Annotated in this window: 18 protein-coding genes; 5 read left to right on the top strand and 13 right to left on the bottom strand. The window is 56.8% G+C overall.

Annotated elements, in window-relative coordinates; translation table 11 throughout:
• Positions 1-142: 142 nt before the first annotated feature.
• On the bottom strand, positions 143-1,063 hold the full coding sequence (gene rfbA / locus NF78_RS02695) for a glucose-1-phosphate thymidylyltransferase RfbA (protein ID WP_052049673.1): 921 nt from the start codon (positions 1,061-1,063) through the stop codon (positions 143-145).
• A 50-nt stretch (positions 1,064-1,113) separates the two neighbouring features.
• Positions 1,114-2,184 carry a dTDP-glucose 4,6-dehydratase gene (gene rfbB / locus NF78_RS28880; RefSeq protein ID WP_035984750.1) on the bottom strand — a complete coding sequence of 357 codons (1,071 nt, stop codon included), beginning with the start codon at positions 2,182-2,184 and terminating at the stop codon, positions 1,114-1,116.
• Between the two features lie 1,223 nt (positions 2,185-3,407).
• Here rfbB and NF78_RS02685 point away from each other — a divergent pair.
• The 3 genes from NF78_RS02685 to NF78_RS02675 are packed head-to-tail and all read left to right on the top strand — an operon-like array spanning position 3,408 to position 7,533.
• Positions 3,408-4,493, top strand: a complete 1,086-nt coding sequence (locus tag NF78_RS02685) for a response regulator (RefSeq protein ID WP_035984749.1) — start codon at positions 3,408-3,410, stop codon at positions 4,491-4,493.
• Positions 4,494-4,505: 12 nt separating this feature from the next.
• On the top strand, positions 4,506-7,157 hold the full coding sequence (locus tag NF78_RS02680) for a PAS domain S-box protein (protein WP_035984747.1): 2,652 nt from the start codon (positions 4,506-4,508) through the stop codon (positions 7,155-7,157).
• Complete coding sequence (locus NF78_RS02675) at positions 7,150-7,533, top strand: response regulator (RefSeq protein WP_035984746.1); 384 nt, start codon at positions 7,150-7,152, stop codon at positions 7,531-7,533. Before NF78_RS02680 ends, NF78_RS02675 begins: the two co-directional genes overlap by 8 nt.
• Positions 7,534-7,726: 193 nt before the next feature.
• Here the strand turns inward: NF78_RS02675 and NF78_RS02670 are convergent, their stop codons facing one another.
• From NF78_RS02670 to NF78_RS02655, 4 genes are all read right to left on the bottom strand, one after another.
• Entirely contained in the window at positions 7,727-8,038 is a 312-nt protein-coding gene (locus NF78_RS02670) for an NIL domain-containing protein (RefSeq protein WP_081972476.1), read from the bottom strand.
• 87 nt (positions 8,039-8,125) lie between these two features.
• Positions 8,126-8,998 (bottom strand): sulfate ABC transporter permease subunit CysW, encoded by an 873-nt coding sequence (cysW, locus tag NF78_RS02665; RefSeq protein ID WP_035984744.1) that lies wholly within the window; start codon positions 8,996-8,998, stop codon positions 8,126-8,128.
• Complete coding sequence (gene cysT / locus NF78_RS02660) at positions 8,988-9,839, bottom strand: sulfate ABC transporter permease subunit CysT (protein WP_035984743.1); 852 nt, start codon at positions 9,837-9,839, stop codon at positions 8,988-8,990. Before cysT ends, cysW begins: the two co-directional genes overlap by 11 nt.
• A 140-nt stretch (positions 9,840-9,979) precedes the next feature.
• A complete protein-coding gene (locus tag NF78_RS02655) occupies positions 9,980-11,137 on the bottom strand; it encodes a sulfate ABC transporter substrate-binding protein (protein ID WP_081972475.1) in 1,158 nt (385 codons plus the stop codon).
• A 354-nt stretch (positions 11,138-11,491) separates the two neighbouring features.
• Between NF78_RS02655 and NF78_RS02650 the strand changes: the two genes are divergently transcribed.
• On the top strand, positions 11,492-12,526 hold the full coding sequence (locus tag NF78_RS02650; protein ID WP_035984742.1) for a sulfate/molybdate ABC transporter ATP-binding protein: 1,035 nt from the start codon (positions 11,492-11,494) through the stop codon (positions 12,524-12,526).
• On the opposite strand, the gene NF78_RS32780 is transcribed toward NF78_RS02650, so the two are convergent.
• Complete coding sequence (locus NF78_RS32780; protein WP_081972682.1) at positions 12,471-12,950, bottom strand: NAD(P)/FAD-dependent oxidoreductase; 480 nt, start codon at positions 12,948-12,950, stop codon at positions 12,471-12,473. The genes NF78_RS02650 and NF78_RS32780 overlap by 56 nt on opposite strands.
• Before the next feature lie 116 nt (positions 12,951-13,066).
• On the bottom strand, positions 13,067-13,510 hold the full coding sequence (locus NF78_RS02640; protein WP_081972474.1) for a superoxide dismutase: 444 nt from the start codon (positions 13,508-13,510) through the stop codon (positions 13,067-13,069).
• A gap of 601 nt (positions 13,511-14,111) precedes the next feature.
• On the opposite strand from NF78_RS02640, the gene fldA reads away from it, so the two are divergent.
• On the top strand, positions 14,112-14,624 hold the full coding sequence (gene fldA / locus NF78_RS02635) for a flavodoxin FldA (RefSeq protein WP_035984738.1): 513 nt from the start codon (positions 14,112-14,114) through the stop codon (positions 14,622-14,624).
• 247 nt (positions 14,625-14,871) lie between these two features.
• On the opposite strand, the gene NF78_RS32775 is transcribed toward fldA, so the two are convergent.
• The 5 genes from NF78_RS32775 to NF78_RS02615 all read right to left on the bottom strand — a co-directional run bounded on the left by NF78_RS32775 (position 14,872) and on the right by NF78_RS02615 (position 19,816).
• Positions 14,872-15,360, bottom strand: a complete 489-nt coding sequence (locus tag NF78_RS32775) for an ABC transporter permease (protein WP_052049671.1) — start codon at positions 15,358-15,360, stop codon at positions 14,872-14,874.
• Between the two features lie 5 nt (positions 15,361-15,365).
• Positions 15,366-15,857, bottom strand: coding sequence for a hypothetical protein (locus NF78_RS32770; RefSeq protein ID WP_263970532.1), 492 nt, complete (start codon positions 15,855-15,857; stop codon positions 15,366-15,368).
• Between the two features lie 138 nt (positions 15,858-15,995).
• Entirely contained in the window at positions 15,996-16,244 is a 249-nt protein-coding gene (locus NF78_RS02625; protein ID WP_035984736.1) for a FeoC-like transcriptional regulator, read from the bottom strand.
• Between the two features lie 209 nt (positions 16,245-16,453).
• Positions 16,454-18,784 carry a Fe(2+) transporter permease subunit FeoB gene (gene feoB / locus NF78_RS02620; protein ID WP_035984735.1) on the bottom strand — a complete coding sequence of 777 codons (2,331 nt, stop codon included), beginning with the start codon at positions 18,782-18,784 and terminating at the stop codon, positions 16,454-16,456.
• Positions 18,785-19,138: 354 nt separating this feature from the next.
• Complete coding sequence (locus tag NF78_RS02615; protein ID WP_035984733.1) at positions 19,139-19,816, bottom strand: FeoA family protein; 678 nt, start codon at positions 19,814-19,816, stop codon at positions 19,139-19,141.
• Positions 19,817-21,179: the final 1,363 nt, after the last annotated feature.

Genomic DNA, 21,179 nt, shown 5'->3' with positions numbered 1-21,179 from the left:
AAAGAGGTAGATTCAACCACTCTAGATGCAGCTGTCACAGCCATTTGAGATAACTACTCTAAACAAAATCGAAGTGCAGTCAGCCAAGTTTTAAGTTCAGGATGCGTAAATACTACTAGAACAAATCACTCTTTGACTTGTCTTAGATACACACTGCTAAGCTATGACTGGCACCTGCATCGAGAAGTAATGGAGTAGGCATATCTAAAAGCTGCAAGAGATAGGCCCCATAGTTACTTTTTGCAAGGGGACTAGCTAGGCGATAGAGTTGCTCAGCGGAAATATAGCCTTTCTGATAGGCAATCTCTTCAACACAAGCAATTTTTAGTCCCTGGCGTTCTTCCAATGTTTGAATAAAGCTTGAAGCTTGATGAAGTGTCTTATGAGTACCGGTATCCAACCAGGCATAACCTCGTCCTAAGAGTTCGGCCTGAAGCTGGCCTAATTCAAGATATCGCTGATTAAGATCTGTAATTTCTAACTCGCCTCGATAGGATGGTTTGATAGTAGCGGCCAGTTCGCAGACTTTGGAGTCATAAAAGTAAATTCCAGGCACAGCGTAAGAAGACTTTGGACTCTTTGGTTTTTCTTCAAATCCAATGACTCGACCACTCTGATCAAGCTCAAGCACACCATAATGTTGCGGGTCAGAGACTGGATAACCAAAAACAAATGCCCCTTGGTCAAGCTGGGCAGCTTTCTGTAAGATTCCACCTAGACCATCGCCGTATAGGATATTATCTCCAAGAACCAAACAAACTGGGTCGCCATCCACAAAGGATTTACCTAAAATGAAGGCCTCTGCGACTCCGCCTGGATATCCCTGCTCCATATAGCTAAACTGTAACCCCCATTGGCTTCCATCCTGAAGTAACTGACGAAAGAGGGGTAATGAGTCAGGAGTCGAAATAATCAAAATTTCCTGAATACCAGCCAACATCAATACCGACAGTGGGTAGTAGATCATCGGTTTATCGTATACCGGCATAAGCTGCTTATTAACTGTCAGTGTCAGCGGATAAAGACGGCTGCCTGTTCCACCTGCTAAGATAATTCCTTTCATAAATTTATGTTCCTAAAACCACTTGGAATTAAAAGAGTAAATTTCGATATCTAAGCCATGCGACCAGCATAATTTTTATGGATCCAGTCATGGTAGTTGCCTGATTGCACCTGTTCGATCCAGGCAGGATTTTCCAAATACCACTTAACGGTCTTCAATAAACCACTTTCAAAGCTCTCTCTAGGCTGCCAACCTAACTCCTGCTGAATCTTTCGACAATCAATGGAATAGCGTCTATCGTGGCCTGGACGATCTTCAACAAAGGTAATTAGTGAAGCATAGCTACCATTTTCTTTGGGAGCTAGATCATCTAGCAAAGAACAAATATTTTTTACCACAGATAAATTTGTTTTCTCATTTAGGCCGCCGACATTATAGGTCTCTCCAATTGTGCCTTTCTCTAATACTTGATAGATCGCATCACAATGATCCTCAACGTAAAGCCAGTCTCTAATATTTTGCCCGTCACCGTAAATTGGCAAAGGCTGACCATTGAGAGCATTTAGAATAACCAGAGGTATTAGTTTTTCTGGAAACTGATAGGGCCCATAGTTATTTGAACAATTGGTAGTTAGGGTCGGCAAGCCATAGGTGTGGTAGTAAGCTCTGACGAAGTGATCTGACGCAGCTTTGCTGGCTGAATAGGGGCTATTAGGTGCATAAGGCGTATTTTCATGGAATGGAGGATCCTCAAGGGAAAGGGAACCATAAACTTCATCAGTTGAAACATGTAAAAAGCGAAATTTCTGTTTACTTTCTGGGGGCAAGGAAAGCCAGTATTTTCGAGATGCCTCTAGCAGTCGAAAGGTGCCAACCACATTAGTTTGTATGAAAGCCTCAGGATCAGCGATGGACCGATCGACATGACTTTCCGCAGCAAAGTTAAGAATGGCATCAGGACGATACTGCAATAGAATGTCTGTCACCAATTCGGAATTGCCGATATCTCCTGCAACGAGGCAATGCCCTGAATCTTCGCTTAAGGGGGCTAAGTTATGAGAGTTGCTGGCGTAGGTAAACTTGTCCAAGTTAACAACATTCGCCCACCGCTCTTGCCGAGCTTTCAAAACAAAGTTAGAGCCGATAAAGCCCGCTCCACCTGTAACCAAAAGAGTCTTCATAGTTAGACAGATACACAATAGATGTTGGAAAGCAGAGTGAAACCAAAATCAGAGGCTAAATTCCGTTTGCCGAAAAAGGTAGCTCATAGCTAAAGCTAAATACTCCAAAAATGAATTTTCAATTTAGTGCAATTCACTATTATATTATGCTAATTGGCCAATTTAAGGAGGGTGTTGGAGTTGAGGCTCTGCTTGTCAATTACCTGGTGAAGCAGAGAACAAAAGAGAGGTTACTCTAATCGGGCTTGTGTAGAAACCAATTCAGCGCCAAAAAAAACTTTTATTGAGGACTTTGCATTCTCCCGGAAAAGAATATTTTTACATTTTCGAGGAATATTCAGAATTATTTATTTCCATCCTGTGGTCACATAATTCCTACGCTGGCTTCTCAAGAGAACATTGGATTGACGCTGTCTACTTTTGGCTCATGGGGTAGCCTTTGATATTTTTTAAACCCAAGCAAGTACGTCTAGCTGTGTTTTCAAATTACACGGCCTGCCAGCACAAATTAAACTCTGTCCTCGAAAATGGTACGCTAGTTTACATTTCCCTCTGATCCTTGAAGGACTTGTAAAGTCAATGCCAAATTGCCGTTTCCCTTGGATTTACGGGCACAGGCCAGCCTGGGGTAGCTGAAAAGTGCTTTTGCGTTTGCTCGATTGGGAAGCGAGGGGGCAGTCGACTTGTTCCACAGACTTCTGGTTTTTAGTCTGTACAATTAGCAGCAGCTTATTAAAGGGAAATTTTCAGGTGCAAAGGACATTAGATTAGCTCACCTGCAGTTGCAGGGCTGACACCGTTTCGCATTGGGTGGCGATCGCGAGCTGGATGCCATCTAGGGTGCAGAGCTACCCCATCGCCGCCCCTCCATACTATGGTTCACCCCAGCATCGGCGCGGATTGCTACTGGCTGGCTCTCGATTTTGGCTCCCAGAGGCTTTACGGCTGCCAGAGGAGGATATCTGCCAATGGGCGATCGCCTTTACGGAAGGCAACCGTCCATCTGTATCTATTCCTAACGATGGATGTTAAGTTTTTAGAATAGATCGTGCTGGTAGGTGATCATTGACGAGAGCAGGGATTGTTGGCAGTAGGGCACCGGAGTATCGTGGGGGCAATACAACCCTCATTCAGTGCCAGATGTAAAGTTTCCCTAACGGCAAAACTCCAGGTCTGGGCCTAGTACAGCGCTGCTTAAATATTTTTTTGGATACTCTGTTGCGATGAAAATTCTGCTGCTAGAAGACGATCCGTCGACCAGTGAGTTTTTGGCCAATACACTGACAACCCACCGATATGCTGTCGATACAATCGCTGATGGCGCGCTCGGACTCGATTTGGCCAATCGCTGGCCCTACGATTTGCTGATTGTCGACTGGGTGTTACCCGGGCTAGACGGACTGGAGGTCTGTCGGCAGCTGCGGAGCCAGGGCAACTGCACACCCATTCTGATGCTGACGGTCAAGTCTGCCAGTGCTGATATCGTAGCCGGGCTGGATGCCGGGGCCGACGACTACCTGGCCAAGACCTGCGACGCGCCCCAGCTGCTGGCCCGGGTGCGCGCTTTGTTGCGCCGCCGCAGTACGACGACCCCGGTGCTGAGCTGGGGCGACCTTTGCCTTGACCCCGCGCTCACCCAGGTCACCTTCCGGCAGCAGCCCATTCCCTGCCGCCCTAAAGAGTACGAACTGTTAGAGCTATTTTTGCGGCATCCCCAGCGCCTGCTCACCCGCAGCGCCATTATCGATCACCTGTGGCCCATGGCCGACACCCCCGTTGAGGGGTCGGTCACCAACCTGATTAAGGACCTGCGCCAGCGGCTCAAGGCTGCTGGGCTGAGTTCCAGCCCGATTGAAACGGTCTACGGCTCGGGCTACCGCTTAAAAGCCCTGCCCCAGGACCGGGCAGAGCCTACAGTACGAGACGACTCCAGCCCAGCCCAGCCGACCTCGGTGGGGTTCAATGCGGTCATGCAGCAGGCCGCTCAGCGGTTCCAGGCCTCTCTGGCCCAGCGGCTCCAGGTGCTCGACGCGGCGGTACAAGCTTTGGATGGCGGCGTCCTGGACCCGCAGCAGCGGCAGTTGGCCATCGCCGAGGCCCACCGCCTGGCGGGGGGATTAGGGCTGTTTGGCTATGCCCAGGCATCCGAGGTGGCCGAAGCAATTGAGCGCCTGTTGCGCTCTGCCCCAGCCTACCAGCTGGGTTCCGAGCTGGCCCAGCAACTGGCGTTGCTACAGCGAGCGCTGCTGCTGAGTTCCACCGAGGAGGAGGCCACCTCAGACCAGGCAACCCTCCAGGCCCTGCGTTGACCCCGCTGCCCTATGCCGTTTCTCCGCCTGCGACCATTGTCGACCACCCTGCCGCTGTCCTGGGTGCTCACCCTGCCGATGGTGCTCCTGGCCGTGATCATGCTGGTGTGTATTGGCCATCTGTCTCGGCAAGTTGAGGCGGCCCAGGTGCAGCAGCTCTTGCTGCTGTGGCTCTTGATCCTGGTGGGAGCCGCGATTGTCGATCTGTGGCTGGCCCAGGGCCTGCTGAATCGTCTGCACCTATTTGTCCAAGTGAGCGATCGGCTTACGGCCGGGAACCTGGCTCAGCGGTTCCCCACTAACAGTTGCGTCCGTGAGTTCAACCACCTGGCCCGTTCCTTTAATCAGATGGCCGATCAGCTGCAGCAGTCGTTTCAGCACCTGCAAACCACCCTGACCGAGTCGGAAACCAAGTTCACCATTATTTTTCGCACCAGCCCCGACCCGCTGGCCATTGCCACATGGGATGAGGGACGGCTGCTGGACGTCAACGACAGTTTGCTGGAGTTCTTTGGCTACAGCCGCAGCGAGATGGTGGGGCGCACGGCGGTGGAGCTGGGGCTGTGGGTGGAGATGGCGCAGCGCGATCGCTATCGAACGCTGTTGGAGCAGGAGGGGCGGGTGCGCAACATGGAAGTGCAGCTGTTTACCAAGCTGGGGGACATCAAAACCGTGCTGCTCTCCGTCGAGGCCCAGATCCTGGACGGCCAGGACTGCCTGATTGTGACCCACCGCGACATCACCGAGCGCCATCGGGCCAAAGCCGCCTTGGTGGAAAGCCAGCAGCAGCTTGCCCTGGCCCAGCGGGTGGCCCGGGCCGGCTACTGGGAGTTTGACGTGGCGACCCAGGCGCTGGCCTGGTCAGAGATGAACTTCCACAACTGGGGGCTCGACCCGACTGGGCCGCCCCCCCGCTTCAGCGATCTGCTGAAAAGTCTACCCGCCGAAGATCGCGATCGCCTCACCCGCCACATCGAAACCGCCATTGCGGCGGGCCTGCCCTACCAGGTTGACCTGCGGCCCACTCACCCCGATGGCTCACTCCACTACATCGACGTGCGCGGCAATCCGGTCTTTGACCCGCAGGGGCAGGTGGTCAAACTGGTCGGCGTGTCGATGGATATCACCGATCGCAAGCGGGCCGAGCAGGCCCTCCAGGAGAGCGAAGCCCGCTTTCGGCAGCTGGCCGAGACGGTGCAGGAGGGCTTTTTTGTCTACGACATTGGCATCCAGCAGTATGCCTACGTCAACCCGGCCTACTGGACGGTTCGGGGAATGTCTCCCGACAGTGCCCCGGCCCCCAGCACAGCGGGGTGGCTGGCGAGCATTCATCCCGACGATCGCGATCGCATTGAGGCGGCCCTGGAGCGCGAACGTCAGGGCGAAAACTTCGACCAGGAGTACCGCTACATTACCCCCACGGGGGAGCTACGCTGGCTCAGGTCAAAGGCGTTTCCCATCTGCAATGAGGCGGGTCAGGTGGTGCGCGTCGTGGGCACCGTGGAGAACATCACCGATCGCAAACGGGCCGAAGCCGAGCGCAAGTGCACCGAAGCGGCCCTGCGCCGGAGCGAGGCCCGCTTTCGCAGCGCCTTTGACGACGCCCCCTACGGCATTTCGCTGGTGGCACCCACGGGGCAGTTTGTGCTGGTCAATGCCTACTACTGCAAGCTGCTGGGCTATACCGAAGCCGAGCTGCTGCATCTCAGGTTCCAGGACATCACCCACCCCGACGATTGGGACCGAGAACAGGTCGAGTTTGAGCGCCTGCTTCTGGGCGACCTCCGCACCTATCAGATGGAAAAACGCTACCTGACGAAGCAGGGCGAAGTCATTCCGGTGGTGGTCAATGCCGCGACCGTCTACGATCACGACGGTCGGCCCCTCTATTCGGTGGGCCATGTGCAGGACATTCGCGATCGCCTGGCCATCAACCGCATGAAAGACGAATTTATCTCCGTGGTCAGTCACGAGCTGCGCACCCCGATCACCGCTATCCAGGGCGCGCTGGTGTTGCTGGGGGCCGGCGTCTACGCCGATCGCCCCGAGAAAGCTCAGCGCATGCTGGAGATTGCCATCGGCAACAGCGATCGCCTGGTACGCCTGGTGGACGACATTCTCAGCTTTGAGCGCCTGGAGTCAGGCCAGGTGCAACTTGAAAAAGAACCCTGCCAGGTGGCCCATCTGATGGACCAGGCGATCGACAGCGTTCAGCCCCTGGCCGACCAGGCAACCATTGCCATTGCCCACACCCCCCTCGACAACATCCTGGTCGCCGCCCCCGATGCCATCATTCAGGTGCTCACCAACCTGCTCAGCAACGCGATCAAGTTTTCCAACCCAGGCCAGACTGTATGGCTAACCGCAGAGGTCGACAAAGACGCTGTAGCATCTTCATCGACCGCGGTCGTTTTCACCGTGCGCGACCAGGGGCGCGGCATTCCAGCGGACAAACTCGATCGCATTTTTGACCAGTTTCAGCAGGTCGATGCCTCCGACTCCCGCCGGCGGGGGGGCACCGGGCTGGGGCTCGCCATCTGCAAACGCATTGTGGAGCAGCACCAGGGCCGAATTTGGGTGGAGAGCCAGCTGGGCCGGGGCAGCACCTTCTTTGTCGCCCTGCCCCTCACCCATCTAGACCACAGGGAGGGCCACCATGGCTAAGCGACTGCTGATTGTGGACGACGAGGACGACATTCGCGCCATTGTTCAGGCCGCCCTGGAGGAATTGGCGGGGTGGCAAACCCTGGGGGCCGCCTCGGGCCAGGAGGGGCTGGCGCTGGCCCGAGGGTCAGCCCCCGACGCAATTCTGCTCGATATTTCCATGCCCGACATGGACGGCTTTGAAATCTACCGCCAGCTGCAAAGTCACCCCGATACCCAGAACATTCCGGTGATTGTGCTCACCTCCAAAGTGCTGGCCCGCGATCGCGCCCGCTTCACCGCCCTACAGGTGGCGGGGCTAATCACCAAACCCTTCAACCCCCTCACCCTGGCCCCGCAGATAGCCGCGCTGCTGGACTGGGATGCCGTCGCCTAGGGCGGGTTATCAATCTAACCTGGATTATTCACGACGGGTAAAAGAGGTACAGAAAAAAGAGCCCGAACCGCTTTAGGATCAGGCTCTTCAACCAATAAAGGGCCTGTATTCTGCCATGACAGCGTGTGAAAAGGAACTGCTCTTTGATTTTTACCAACCCCGCCCGCTATACGTTCAATAGCAAAAACTAGCGTCAGTAGCCATCGTCGGCATCGGTGTTAAACCAGAGGTCGGCGTCTATCTCCACCAGGTCCAGCAGCGCTTCGTGGATGGTGGCGGCGCGACCCTCAATCGCCAAATCGAACCAGCCATCTTCCTGTCCATTGGCTCCAAGCAACGCACCCAGAATATTCACTTTAAGGCCGTAGCGATTGATCAAATCAGAGATCACCGGGTCAGGGTGGCGGGCTTTGGGAATGCGGATTTTGACCTGGGTTTGCACCAGGCTTTCAGGATCTTTGAGGTGGATGGCCTCAAGGCCATAATCGGGAGAGATAGACGCCATAGGGATTGAACCTCATAAAATCGACTGTTGAACAAAGCCGAGGGAGATAACGTTGAGGGATTGTGATCTGCTAGATGCGGTTAAGGGCTACTTAACCCTGTGACGCTGGGCGTAGAGATGCTCTAGCACCTGCTTGATCACCAGCGTTAAGGCCGCCAAGCCAGCTAGCACCACCGCCGTAGCAAAGGCTCCCTGGGAGTCGTAGTTGCGGTACGAGCTATCGACAAACAGAGTGAGGGTCTGGGTGCGACCAATCAGGTTGCTCGACACAATGGCGATCGAGCCAAACTCGCCCATGGCACGGGCAGTGGTGAGAATAATGCCGTAGACCAGCGCCCAGCGAATGGAGGGCAGGGTGACCCGCCAGAAAGTCTGCCAACCGCTAGCCCCCAGGGTTTTGGCGGCTTCTTCTTCCTCATCGCCAATTTCTTCCAATACCGGAATCACTTCGCGGGCCACAAAGGGCATGCCACCCAAGATCGTGGCCAGGGCAATGCCGGGGAAGGAAAAAATAATTCTCAGATCGATGGCCTGGAGCACCGGGTTGAGCAGCCCCTGGCGACCGTAGAGCGACACCAGCATGAGACCGGCGACGACCGGCGAGATGGAAAAGGGCAGGTCGATAACGCTGAGCAAAAAGGTACGACCCCGGAAACTTTTGCGGGCGATCACCAGGGCGGCGCAGAGGCCAAAAATGACGTTCAGGGGCACCGCCACCGCCACCGCCATCAGCGTCAGCCTCAATGCGTTGAGAAATGGACGACTGGACAGGGTGCCTAGGAAGCCTGGAAGACCGTTGCTAAATGCGCCGACAAAAACATAGATCACAGGCACAATCAAAATGACCGTGAAGAAGGCAAACACCAGCAAAATCAGGCCAATCTTTGCCCACTCCCTTGAATCTTGGGGATGGATCTCGCGTTCCCCAATGGGGGCATGAGTCTCTAGGTTAAGCGTCATAGCGGCGACCCCAGGCTTGTAGCAAATTGATGATCAATAGCAAAATCAGCGAAATTAGCAGCAGCACCAGACCAATAACTGTCGCGCCAGGAATGTCAGCTCCTTCCAGACGCTGAAACACCAGCACAGGCGCAATCAAATCTTGGAACGGGATGTTGGCGGCAACCAGTACTACGGAACCGAATTCACCCACGGCGCGGGCGAAGGCCTGGGCTGTGCCGGTAAGAATGGCCGGGATAATCGGCGGCAAAATCACCTTCCAAAAGGTGGCAAAGCGGGATGCACCCAGAGACCAGGCAGCTTCTTCGATGGTGGGCTCAATCTCTTGCAGCACCGGCTGCACGGTGCGCACCACAAAGGGTAACGAGACAAAGACCATGGCGATCGCCACCCCAACCCGGCTAAAAGCAATCTGAATGCCAAAGGGAGCAAAAAACTGCCCCAGCCAGCCGCTCTGGTTGTAAACCGTGGCCAGCGTCACCCCGGCTACCGCCGTGGGCAGGGCAAAGGGCAAATCGACAATGCCGTCTAAAAATCGCTTGCCCGGAAACTCGTAGCGCACCAGCACCCAGGCCGTCAGGGTACCCATCAGCATATTGACAATGGCTGCCACAATAGCGGTACCAAAGGTGATGTTGTAGGTGGAGAGGGCAATGGGGGTGGTGGCCAAGGCCCAAAACTGCGCCGGGTTGAGCACGATCGCCCGTAGCAGCAGCGCCGCCAGGGGCAGCAACAAAATCACGAACATGTGAGTAAAGACGACTATCCAGGGGATAGACACCTTTTGCAGCACATTCTTGGGCCGATTAGACGGGCGGATTTCGACAGAGGCAGAGGTCATGGTTTAAGGGAAGCGGGTTTCAGGTCAGGACTCAATCAGTTAGAGAGCAGCTTTGTCAAGGTCCCAGGGTTCTGCCCAGGCCGAAGATGATTACTGAGCTGGCCGAAATAGAACCCTGGGATCTGCCAGGAGCAGTTGCCCTAGCGGCGAGCAATCTCGGTTTGAATCTGGTCGAAGATGCCGCCATCGGCGAAGTGTTCTTCGCGGATGGCACCCCAGCCGCCAAAGTCCTCGGCGGTGAACAGGTTGGGTACCTCAGGGAAAACGTCGGCAAACTCCTGCTGCACCTCCGGAATCACCGGGCGAAAGCCCACCTTGGCAAACTCCCGCTGGGCTTCGGGGGTGAAGAGAAAGGCGACAAAGGCCTCGGCCACCTCGCGGGTGCCCCGCTGATCGACATAGCTATCGACCACCGCGATCGGATTGGCAATAAAGATGTTGTTGTCAGGAATCACGTAGGGCAGTTCGTTCCCCTGCTGAGCCGCGAGCAGCACCTCGTTCTCGTAGTTGATCAGGGCATCACCCTGGTTTTGGGTAAAGAACACGTCGGTGGCCTCCCGAGCATCCTTAGGCAGCACTGGCACATTAGCAAAGGCATCGGTAACAAAGGCTTTGGCCTGCTCTTCGGTGCCGCCCGTCTCCGAGACATCCCCCCACAGGGCCAGATAGTTCCACCGGGCACCGCCAGAGGTTTTGGGGTTGGCGGTGACAAAGGTAACGTCGTCGCGGGTCAGGTCAGACCAATCTTGAATGTTTTTGGGATTGCCCTCGCGGGTGACAATGACGCCGACGGACGAGGTGACGATGCCGTCGCCGTTCGGCGTCTCGGCTTCCCAACCGGGCTCAATCAGGCCAGCTTCTTGAATTTGAATGGTGTCGGCAGGGATGGCTAGGGCAACGATGTCGGCTTCTAGGCCATCGATTACGGCGCGGGTTTGGCTACCGGAACCGCCGTAGCTCTGGTCAAAGCGCACGGTCTGGCCGGTCTCTTCCCTCCAGTACTCCACAAACAGCGGAATGATGTTGGAGTAGGCGGCTTCGGTCACGGCGAAGCTGACCAACGTGACATCAATGGTGTCTGGGCGAGCGGCCTGGTCGCCGCCATCCGGTGCGGTACCGGTGGTTGTACCGCCGCCGCAGGCTGCGATCGCCCCAGACAGCCCTAGGCCCGCCGCAAACAAAATCGCCGACCGTCGAGAGACCGAACGCTCGAGGAGTCCCTGGCCCAGGTAAGCCAAGAAGCTGCGCTGACCGCCGGGCTGAGCCTCCAGGCTCTTGGGGTTACGAGGTGAAGTCATGGAAGTATCGCTCCTTAATCTCCGGTATTCCGGTAGGGTTTTAGATGATTGCTTGCAAAGCTTATCACAGAACTATAGGATTAAATCAAGCGCGAAATAGAATTCACTCACACATTTTTCTCGATCAAATCTAGTTTTGTCACTGGAGCGCTTGCAATTAAGCTGTGAGTGGGGTAGCGTGATTCCACGTCAGCGGTCTTACCCATGGGTAAGCGCTGTGCCTTTGACCCAGTTCAGCTGGCTAGAAGGGCGTTGATGGCTCAATTACGGGCTTAATAACGCTGCACAAGTTTCGGTGACACCGGTTTCGATTGCTTTCGATTGCACAGTACGCCAGGTTTTGGGAGACGATCCGTGGGCATAAAAGTAGAGAATGTGACCAAGCGGTTTGGCGACTTTCAGGCGCTAGAGCCAATCAATCTGGAGGTCAAGAGTGGCTCTCTGGTGGCGCTGCTGGGGCCGTCCGGGTCGGGCAAATCCACCCTGCTGCGGGTGATTGCCGGGTTAGAAACCGCCGACACGGGCAAAATCTACATCTCGGCTCAGGACGCCACCTACAAGTCGGTGCAAGATCGGCAAATTGGCTTTGTATTTCAGCACTACGCCTTGTTTAAGCACCTCACCGTGCGCAAAAACATTGCCTTTGCCCTCGATCTGCAAAAGTGGCCTAAGGAGCGGATCAAAAACCGGGTCGATACCCTGCTAGATCTGGTGCAGCTGAGCCATCTGGGCGATCGCTACCCCTCTCAGCTCTCGGGCGGGCAGCGCCAGCGGGTGGCCCTGGCGCGATCGCTGGCCATCGAACCCCAGGTGCTGCTGCTGGATGAACCCTTCGGTGCCCTCGACGCCAAGGTGCGCAAAGACCTGCGCGACTGGCTGCGTCACCTCCACGACGATGTCCATGTCACCACGGTGTTTGTTACCCACGACCAGGAAGAGGCGATGGAAATTGCCGATGAGATCGTGGTGATGAGCAACGGCAAAATCGAGCAGGTGGGCACTCCCGAAGACGTCTACGAAAACCCCGCTACTCCCTTTGTGATGAGCTTTATCGGGGCCGTCAACGTGCTCTCCCCCGACGACACCTGGAAGGCTCACCACCACGAGGTGCCCAACAACGCCAGTCAGGTGTTCTTGCGGCCCCACGATATTGATATTTTTGCCACCCCCACCGATGGCACCCTGCCCGCCAAAATCAAGTACATCATTCACCTGGGCTGGACAATTCGCCTAGAGCTAGCTCTAGAGAATGGCCAGGAGATTACCGCCCATATTAACCGGGAGCAATACAAGGCGCTGGATATTCAGCAAGGGCAGACTATTTATCTGCGCGCTAAGCTGATTCGCAGCTTTGCAGGGTCGCCAAACTACTCTCGGGCGATCGCTTAAGGATTGAGCAATTCTGGCTTCCACTCGCCCCAAGGCATCGTTTCAACCCACTATCCCAGGCTTTCTCACAACCACAGGAGAGAGCCTGGGACTTTTTATATCGATGGCCTGCCGAATAACTCAATTCGGGCGTGTAGACCAGCTTGGCCTCGCCGCTAAGGTCGAGGCCATAGACCTGCGATCGCTGGTACACCGGCCCAAAGTCCACCGCCTGCTGTCGCATCACCGCCAGCAGTTCCTCACCGCTGGCAGCCCCCGCCACCCCAGGGTAGTTGGCAATGTTGTGAGTGATCGCCAGCGCCCCCACCGCCGGGTTTTTGTCCAAAATCACCGTCTTGAGGCTGGCCCTGGCCGTGTAAAGCGCACAACTACACCCCGCTGGCCCGCCGCCGATGATCACTACGTCGAAGTCAAGGGTTTCCAAGGTTAGGGCTCCGTTTTTGGGTAAGGGGTGGATGGGTGGGAGGGTGGGAGGGTATTGGGTGGGAGGGTATTGGGTATCGGGTGTCGGCATCCTCTCCTGGGAGGGGCAGGGGTGGGTCATCCGGGTGTCGGGTAACGAGAATTAGGTTCATTGCGCACCAGCCACACAAAGCCGCTGCCAAACTGGGTAGCCCCGGCATCGTTGAACCGAGTTTTGAAGGTTTCAAAGTCGCCAAAGGTGTCGTCGATCAGGGTGGCGATCGCCCCCCTGGGTGCGCCCCCGGCATTCGGTCCCATCAGGGTCCAAAAAATGGAGTGGTTGAAGTGCCCGCCACCATTGTTGCGAACGGCGGTCTTGACCGAGTCCGGCAGCGTGTCTAGCTCACGAATCAGCTGTTCCAGAGATTTGGCTTGCAGGTCGGGATACCCTTCCAGAGCGCTGTTGAGCTTGGCGACGTAGCCGCCGTGGTGAAACCCATGGTGAGTTTCCATTGTCTGGGCATCGATGTAGGGATCTAAGGCATCAAAGGCGTAGGGTAGGGGCTGAAGTTCAAAGGCCATAAAAGCATCACTTGCGACTTGCTGTCAACAATTTTAGCAATTTTGATGAGATCAATTGTCAATAGCCGGCAGTCTTGAAACCGCTCATTATCCCATCCTTGTCGCCCCAACTCTCCCTGCCCCCTGGATCTCGTTGCCAAAACCCTTGCGCAACCAGCACTCTAGAAAACGTCCTCCTTTAAAAATCCAGTGCCGGGCGAAGCGTCGCCCTCTTCAACCCGCCCATTGTGGCTGTGGGTGCGGGGCTGCTGGAGGGCGCGCTGTTGGGGGTGTTTGGCCTGGCGATAGTGACCGGGTTTGTACGGCGGAGGCCAGAATAGGCCTCTATAAAAAGAATTGTTCTCATTAACAGGATGTGCTACGTTAAGGCTGGTCTTATTGATAAACACATTCAACAAGACTCATGCTTTCTGGTTTGCCAGAGACCGCAATCCGTTTGACTCCAATGGACAAGCGCTCGACCGCTGGCCCTTATTGACTAAGGGTTTCAAGGGAGGGCGAAACTTCTGTGTTTGGGGAGCGACTGGAATACCCCCGCTGGCGGCCTCTGCAAATCAGTGCGCTCTGACGACCTTGCCAACTTGAATTTTAAGGACATACCATGGCAAAAGTAGGACTGTTTTACGGCTCAACCACTGGCAAAACCGCTGATGTCGCCGAGCGCATTCAGGCGGCGCTAGGCGGCGATTCGGTGGTGGATCTATTTGATATTGCCGATAAGGAAGTTGCGGACCTGGCTGAGTACGATTACCTGATCATCGGCTGTCCCACCTGGAATATTGGTGATGTGCAAGACGACTGGGACGCCCTGATCGACGAGTTGGATCAGGTAAATTTTACGGGTAAAACCGTAGCCTATTTCGGTACCGGCGACCAGATTGGCTACGCCGACAACTTCCAGGACGCCATGGGCATTCTGGAAGAAAAAATTACCTCCCTGGGCGGCAAAACCATTGGCTACTGGCCTACCGACGGCTATGAGCACACCGAGTCGCGGGCCGTGCGCAACGGTAAGTTTTGCGGCCTGGCCCTGGACGAAGACAACGAGTCTGACAAAACCGATGACCGCATCCAAGCGTGGTGCGGGCAGATCAAGGGGGCGATGGGAATTTAGAAATCTGGGGGCATTTAGTTAGATCGAGTCTTTAAGGGAATGGCAGGCTATCAGGTGCTAGGGGCTGTCGTCAATTAGCTGCTAAACGCTCAACAATCAAGGGTTACAGCCCCTAGCCTGTCGTTTGGGCCGGGCGTGGCCAAGCTCCATATAACGACACGCCCCAGGCATCAGACCCGACACCCGATACCCAACAGCTGCCACCCGGGACTGAATTGCAATGTCAATTTCAACGGGTGTGCCTCCCCTATGCCCTCTCCTGAGACAGCACCACCAGGGTCAGACCCGTACACACCATCAGCAGAGCCAGCGCTGCCGCTGCCGCATCGACAAAGGCGGCAGCGTTGGTGGCTACCCAGATCTGCACAGCCAATGTGCGAAAGCCAATCGGGGAGAGCAGCATGGTAGCGGGCAGTTCTTTAATCGCCGTCAGGAAAATGAGCACAAAACCGCTGATAAACCCCGGGCGAATTAACGGGGCGGTAATTTCTCGCAGGGTTTGCCAGGGGGTGCGCCCCAGGCAGCGGGCCGACTCTTCCAAAGAAGGGCTGACCTGCAGCAGAGAACTGCGCAGAGTGCCCACCGACTGGGGCAAAAACAGCACCAGGTAGGCAAACACCAGCATTGGCATGGTTTGGTACAGCCACGGGGTGTAGTTGGCGCCAAAGAAGACCAGCGACAGGGCCACCACCCCCCCCGGTAGGCCGAAGCCAATGTAGGACCCCCGCTCGATCAAGGTGCTCAGGCAAGGTGCTCAGGCGACTGGGCAATCGCACCGCCAGCACGGCGATGGGCAGGGCAAAGAGGGTGGCAAACACCGCCGACAGACCGGCGGCCCAGACCGAGTTGAGAATGGTTGGAATAACGTTTTGTAAGGCTTCGGTGGTTCGGGGCGATCGCAGCAGCCAGTAGAAAATCACCCCCACAGGCAAGACCAGGCAGACAAGTGTGACCAGAGAGCAGTAGGCGATCGCCACCCAGCGCCAGCGCCCCAACGGCACCAGCCGCCGGGCCTGCCGCCGATCCGGTGCCCTGGGAAAAATACGCCGCCCGGCTGCGGGCCTGGTACTCCAGCCACAGAATCACCGCCACCAGCCCCACCAGCAGCAGCGACAGCGCCGCCGCAAAGTTGCGATTAAAACTGTTCCGGTACTGGGTAAAGATGGCCTGAGTCAGCGAGTCAAACCGCATCAAAGACGGTGTGCCAAAGTCTTGCAGGGCATACAGAGACACCAGCAGCGCGGTTCACGGCAGCCCTTAAACCGTACACCGTGTACCCTGCACCGTTAGACCGTTGGAGCCTGTCACAATCAGGTTGGTCACCGTCACTGGGCGTCTTGCTTGGTTGCCCAATGGCTCTCGGCTGGTCGCCTATTTGGCTACGGGGGAAGGGGATTGGTTGGGTTGAGCGATCCATTCATAACAGTCCAGCTGACTGAGATCGCAGCAGGTGCAGTCTGCACACTTCTCCGGTTGGGGTAAGGGGCGAATGCGCCCTTTGCGGCTGAGTTTTGCCAGCATGGGTCGCAGCGCCGGGCTGTCGGTGTGGAAGTGCAGCGATAGATCGGCCATAGAGACGGTGCCGTGGGCCGCGATGTAGGCCTGGATTTTGGAGAGCATTGGGGAGTGGATGAGTGGGAGGGTGGATGAGTGGGAGGGTGGATGAGTGGGAGAGTGGGAGGGTGGATGAGTGGGAGGGTGGATGAGTGGGAGGGTGGGAGGGTGGGAGAGTGGACGGGGCCAAAATCAATGAAATAGAAAAACCTCACCCGCCAACCCGCCAACCCATCCATCCATCCACCCATCCACCCATCCACCCATCCACCCATCTACCCCTCCAACAGCAGCGATCGCCTGCGCCTGGCGGGGCGGGAGTAGCGCATCAGGAGGATCGCGGCGATCGCCACCGCGATTAATCCCCCCACCCAGGCGGCGGAGCTGGCGGGATGGCGGGAGAATGTCATCACCTGGTAGAACAGGACGGCGCTCCAGTAGGCGAGGCCGGTGGTCCAGAGGCCGACGAAGGCGGTCCAACCGGCGTTGGTTTCGCGGTAGACGGCCCCCATGGCGGCGACGCAGGGGAAGTACATCAGCACAAACAGCAAGTAGGCGAAGGCTCCCACCCGACCGTCGAAGCGTAGGGCCATCTGGCCAAAGGTGGTGTAGGCGATCGCCTGTTCCTCGGCAGCGTCCTCCAGGTTGCTGACATCGCCAATGGAGAGGCCGAGGGGGTCGAGCAGGGTGCCCGAGAGGGCGGCCAGGTTGGCCGGGATGGTGGCAAAGGCCTCGCCAATTTGGCCGAAGAAGTCGAACTCCTCCTCGCCCAGGTCTACCCCGGCGGCGGAGGCTTGATCGCGGGCCAGCTGGCTGTAGAGGGCATCGAGGGTGCCAACCACCGCCTCCTTGGCAAAGACGCCGGTGAAGATACCCACGGTGGCGGGCCAGTTGTCTTGGGTTAGCCCCATGGGGGCAAAGGCGGGGGTGACCCGCTGGCTCAGGGCGCTGAGGATGGAGTTTTCGCTGTCTTCGTTGCCAATGGAGCCATCGGTGCCGATGGAGTTGAGCAAACTCAGCACCATCACCATCGCCACAATCACCCGACCGGCCCGCAGCATAAAGGCCTTGAGCCGTTCCCAGGTGCGCAGGAGCACCCCCTTGATCGTGGGCAGGTGGTAGGTGGGCAGCTCCATCACAAAGGGGGCGGCTTCCCCTTTCAGCAGGGTGTGCTTCATAATCAGCCCGGTGACGATCGCCATCCCCATACCCACCAGGTAGAGGGTAAACACCACGTTCTGCCCCGCCCTGGGGAAGAAGGCGGCGGCGAACAGGGCATACACCGGCAGCCGCGCCCCGCAGGACATGAACGGGTTCATCAAAATGGTGAGGATGCGATCGCGCCGACTTTCCAGGGTGCGGGTGGCCATGATGGCGGGCACGTTGCAGCCAAAGCCCACCAGCATGGGCACAAAGGACTTGCCCGGCAGGCCCACAAACCGCATAAAGCGATCCATCACAAAGGCGGCGCGGGCCATGTAACCGCTGTCTTCCAAAAAGGCCATAAACAGGAACAGGCAGCCGATCACCGGAATGAAAGTGGCCACGGTTTGAATGCCGCCGCCCATACCGTTGGCCAGCACCACCGTAACTAAATCCGGCACTCCGATCGCGGTGAGCAGGTGGCCCAGGCCATCGACAAAAATGGTGCCAAACAGAATGTCGAAAAAGTCGATGAAGGCGCTGCCCACATTGATGGCAAACATAAACAGCAGATACATTACCCCCAGAAAGATAGGGATGCCCAGCCAGCGGTTCAGCACGACCTGGTCAATTTTGTCGGAACGGGTGAGGCTGACCTGGCGGGGGCGGGTGGCCACCTCGCTGACCAGGCGGTGGGCATAGCCGTAGCGGCTGTCGGCCACGGCGATGTCGATGTCTTCCCCCAGCACCTGATGAATGCGATGGCGTTGTTCCGCCACCTGGCGCACCAGGTCGCTCGCCAGATCGGGGCTAGCGCTGTCCTCATACTCCAGGAGTTTCAAGGCCCGCCAGCGATCGCGGGGCAGCGGCAGGCGATCGCCCGCAATTTTGGGCGTCAGCACCACCAGGGCCTCTTCAATCACCGCTGGGTAAATCACCTGACCAGATGGGCGATGGGGCGCGTTCAACACCGTCGCCAGCGCGTGCCGCAGGTCTTCTACCCCCTGGCCCCGCGCCGCCACCATGGGCACCACCGGACAGCCCAGCCGTTCCGCCAGCCGCTCTGGGTGAATGCGAACGCCCTGATCGCCAGCGGCATCCATCATGTTGAGCGCCACCACCAGCGGCATATCCATCTCCAGCAGCTGGGTGGTGAGGTACAGATTGCGCTCCAGATTGGCCGCATCGACAATGTTGACCACCACCTGGGCCGCATCCGAGAGCAGGTAGTCACGGGCGATCGCCTGGTCCACACTGCCCTCGTCCTCTGAGTCAATGGCATAGATACCCGGCAAATCCACCACCGTCACAGTGGTTTCGCCGTAGCGATAGCGGCCTTCCTTGCGATCGACGGTGACCCCCGGCCAGTTGCCAACCCGCTGGTTGGCCCCGGTGAGGGCGTTGAATAGCGTGGTCTTGCCACAGTTGGGGTTGCCGATGAGGGCGATGGTTGGGGAGGGCATGGGGGTAGGGGGGTAGGGGGTGGATGGGTGGATGGGTGGATGGTTGGATGGGTGGGAGGGTGGATGGTTGGATGGGTGGATGGGTGGGTGGGTGAGTGGGTGAGTGGGTGAGTGGGAGGGTGGATGGGTGGATGGGAGGGTGGATGGGTGGATGGGTGGGAGGGTGGGTGAGTGGGTGAGTGGGAGGGTGGACGGGCTTTGGGGCTGGGTAGTGAGGGCCAAATATCAGGTGTTGGTTTTTTGAGGCCAGGTATGGGTATCGGGGTCTGGATATTCAATGGTGGAATTGGCGCGGTGTCCTGACCCCCACCCATCTACCCATCCACCCATCTACCCATCCACCCCCCCAACCCCCTACCCCCCTACCACTTCCACCTTCAACGCCGCCGCTTCCCCCTTCCGCAGGCTGAGTTTGTAGCCGCGTACTTCGATTTCGATGGGGTCGCCGAGGGGGGCCTGGCGGGTGATGGTGAAGTGGGTGCCGGGGGTGAGGCCCATGGACAGCAGTTTTTCGCGGTAGGCGCGGTGGCTGGTTTCGTAGCCGAGAATGCGGCCTGATTGGCCGACGGTGAGGGTGCCAAGGTACAGGGTGGCGGTCATGGCCATGTCTCCAGGGGAGTAATGGTGGATGGGGTTGGATCGGGTGGGTGCGCGATCGGGTAGGGCGGTGGTGACCATGACGCGGTGGGCGATGCCCGCACCGATGCCAATGCGGCAGCCCTGGAAACCCACAATCACCGACCCGCTTTCGGTACGACTGACAATGGTGATTTCACAGCCCTGGGTGAGGCCCAAATCGGTGAGGCGGCGCACCATGGCGTGGCCGCCTTTGATCTCGACGATCCAGACGCGATCGCCGAGGGTCATCATGGCCAGCGGCAATAGCACGTCCCCCGAACCGGTTGGCGTGACTTCCCTAAGCTCAGGCGCGGGGACATCGTCGATGTCAACTGTCCCTCCGACAAAGGTGATCCCTAAACCCTGACTATCCAGGGAAGCGTGGGAAGCGGCGTTGGTAGAGTTCAGTTCCATGGGATGACCTCAAAGACGGGAACAGACAAGAACTATCAAGAATTTCTCTCATCGTTTACCAGCAAACAGTTTATCGTTAAATCACTATTTAGAGATCTTTTCCTGGAGTTGTGCGATTGTGGCGGGTGGTGGCGTCCTGCTCCTGCCAGGTTTGTCTGGAGCTAGTTTTGGAGAATTGGTCGCTGTGCGCAAAGCATGCGAAACCGAGCCAGGCCGTGACCGAGGACGCCCGGCGGCGGGGTGGGCGCTAATCATCAACCCGGGCAGGGCTAATGTCGCGGTGAGACAGTAATGAGAATAAAAGCTATTAGAAGCTATTGCTTTGATACCCTGAAAGCGGGTGGGGGGCAGCCTTTTTAATTCAAACTTAAGAGTTACCCCCTAGCAGCCAACACCCCAAAACGCCGAAAGCCTGCTCCAGGGCAGGCTTTCGGGTATCGTTACCAGTTTCTTTACGAAAGGTGGCCGATTGCAGACTCGGCTGTGGACTGCTCTGCCTCACACCAAGTCCGATCGCCTAACCCCGATGGGAAACAGGAGGCTTGTGTAGAGGCCATCACTATATTTGCCCAGTCCAACGGGGGTTGGCCAAGGCCGATTCAGGATTACACCAGGGCTAAAGGCACAAACTGAGCACAGGCCATCACGGGGGAGTCGGACGCTCCATGGAGGGTGCAGTCTGCTTTGCTGCAGAGATAGCAATTGGCCTGCCGGTAGTGATTGCAGACTTGTACTGGATAGTTAACTGTCCCAGCCATGGGGCAGTTTCGGGTGAGGCAGGCGGTGCAATGGGCTTCCCTGGAAGCTGTCATCAGGGCAGAAATGGGCTGAACCGTTGCTTGAGCCATAATTCATCTCCTTGTAGTGATGACCCTAACAGGTGTGGTTTGGTCATCTCCTATACAGTACTGCTATTGCTCAAAGCTCCACTGATCGCTGAAATACCCCGCAAGCAATAGCGACTTGCAACTGGTTTGCCCAGGGCTAAGCCAAAAAGTATTGCTCAATAGCGATTAAGTGACCAGGACGCATTAAGTTGTATTTCTTCTATTGCCAATGGTTTCTGGCTATTTGTTGCAAAACTTTGGAAAGCCAGGGCGATGCAGGGGTAGTCAAGGCCATTGAGCTGAGGACGGCAGCCCCTGGGTTAGCGATAAATGGGACAACTCAATGGCAAATAGCGATCGCTTCAGGGATGTGGAACAGGTGCTAGGGGCTGTCATCAATTAGTTGCCAAACGCCCAAAAATTAAGGGTTACAGCCCCTAGCCTTTCGTTGGGTTGGGCGTGGCAAAGCTTGATATACCGAGCTTTTGATCACAATTGGTGACACGCCCTAACGGGTTTGGCGGACGACACCTGGA

Source organism: Leptolyngbya sp. KIOST-1 (genome assembly GCF_000763385.1).
Classification (GTDB): Bacteria; Cyanobacteriota; Cyanobacteriia; order Phormidesmidales; family Phormidesmidaceae; genus Nodosilinea.
This window is presented reverse-complemented; position numbering and strand designations above follow the sequence as displayed.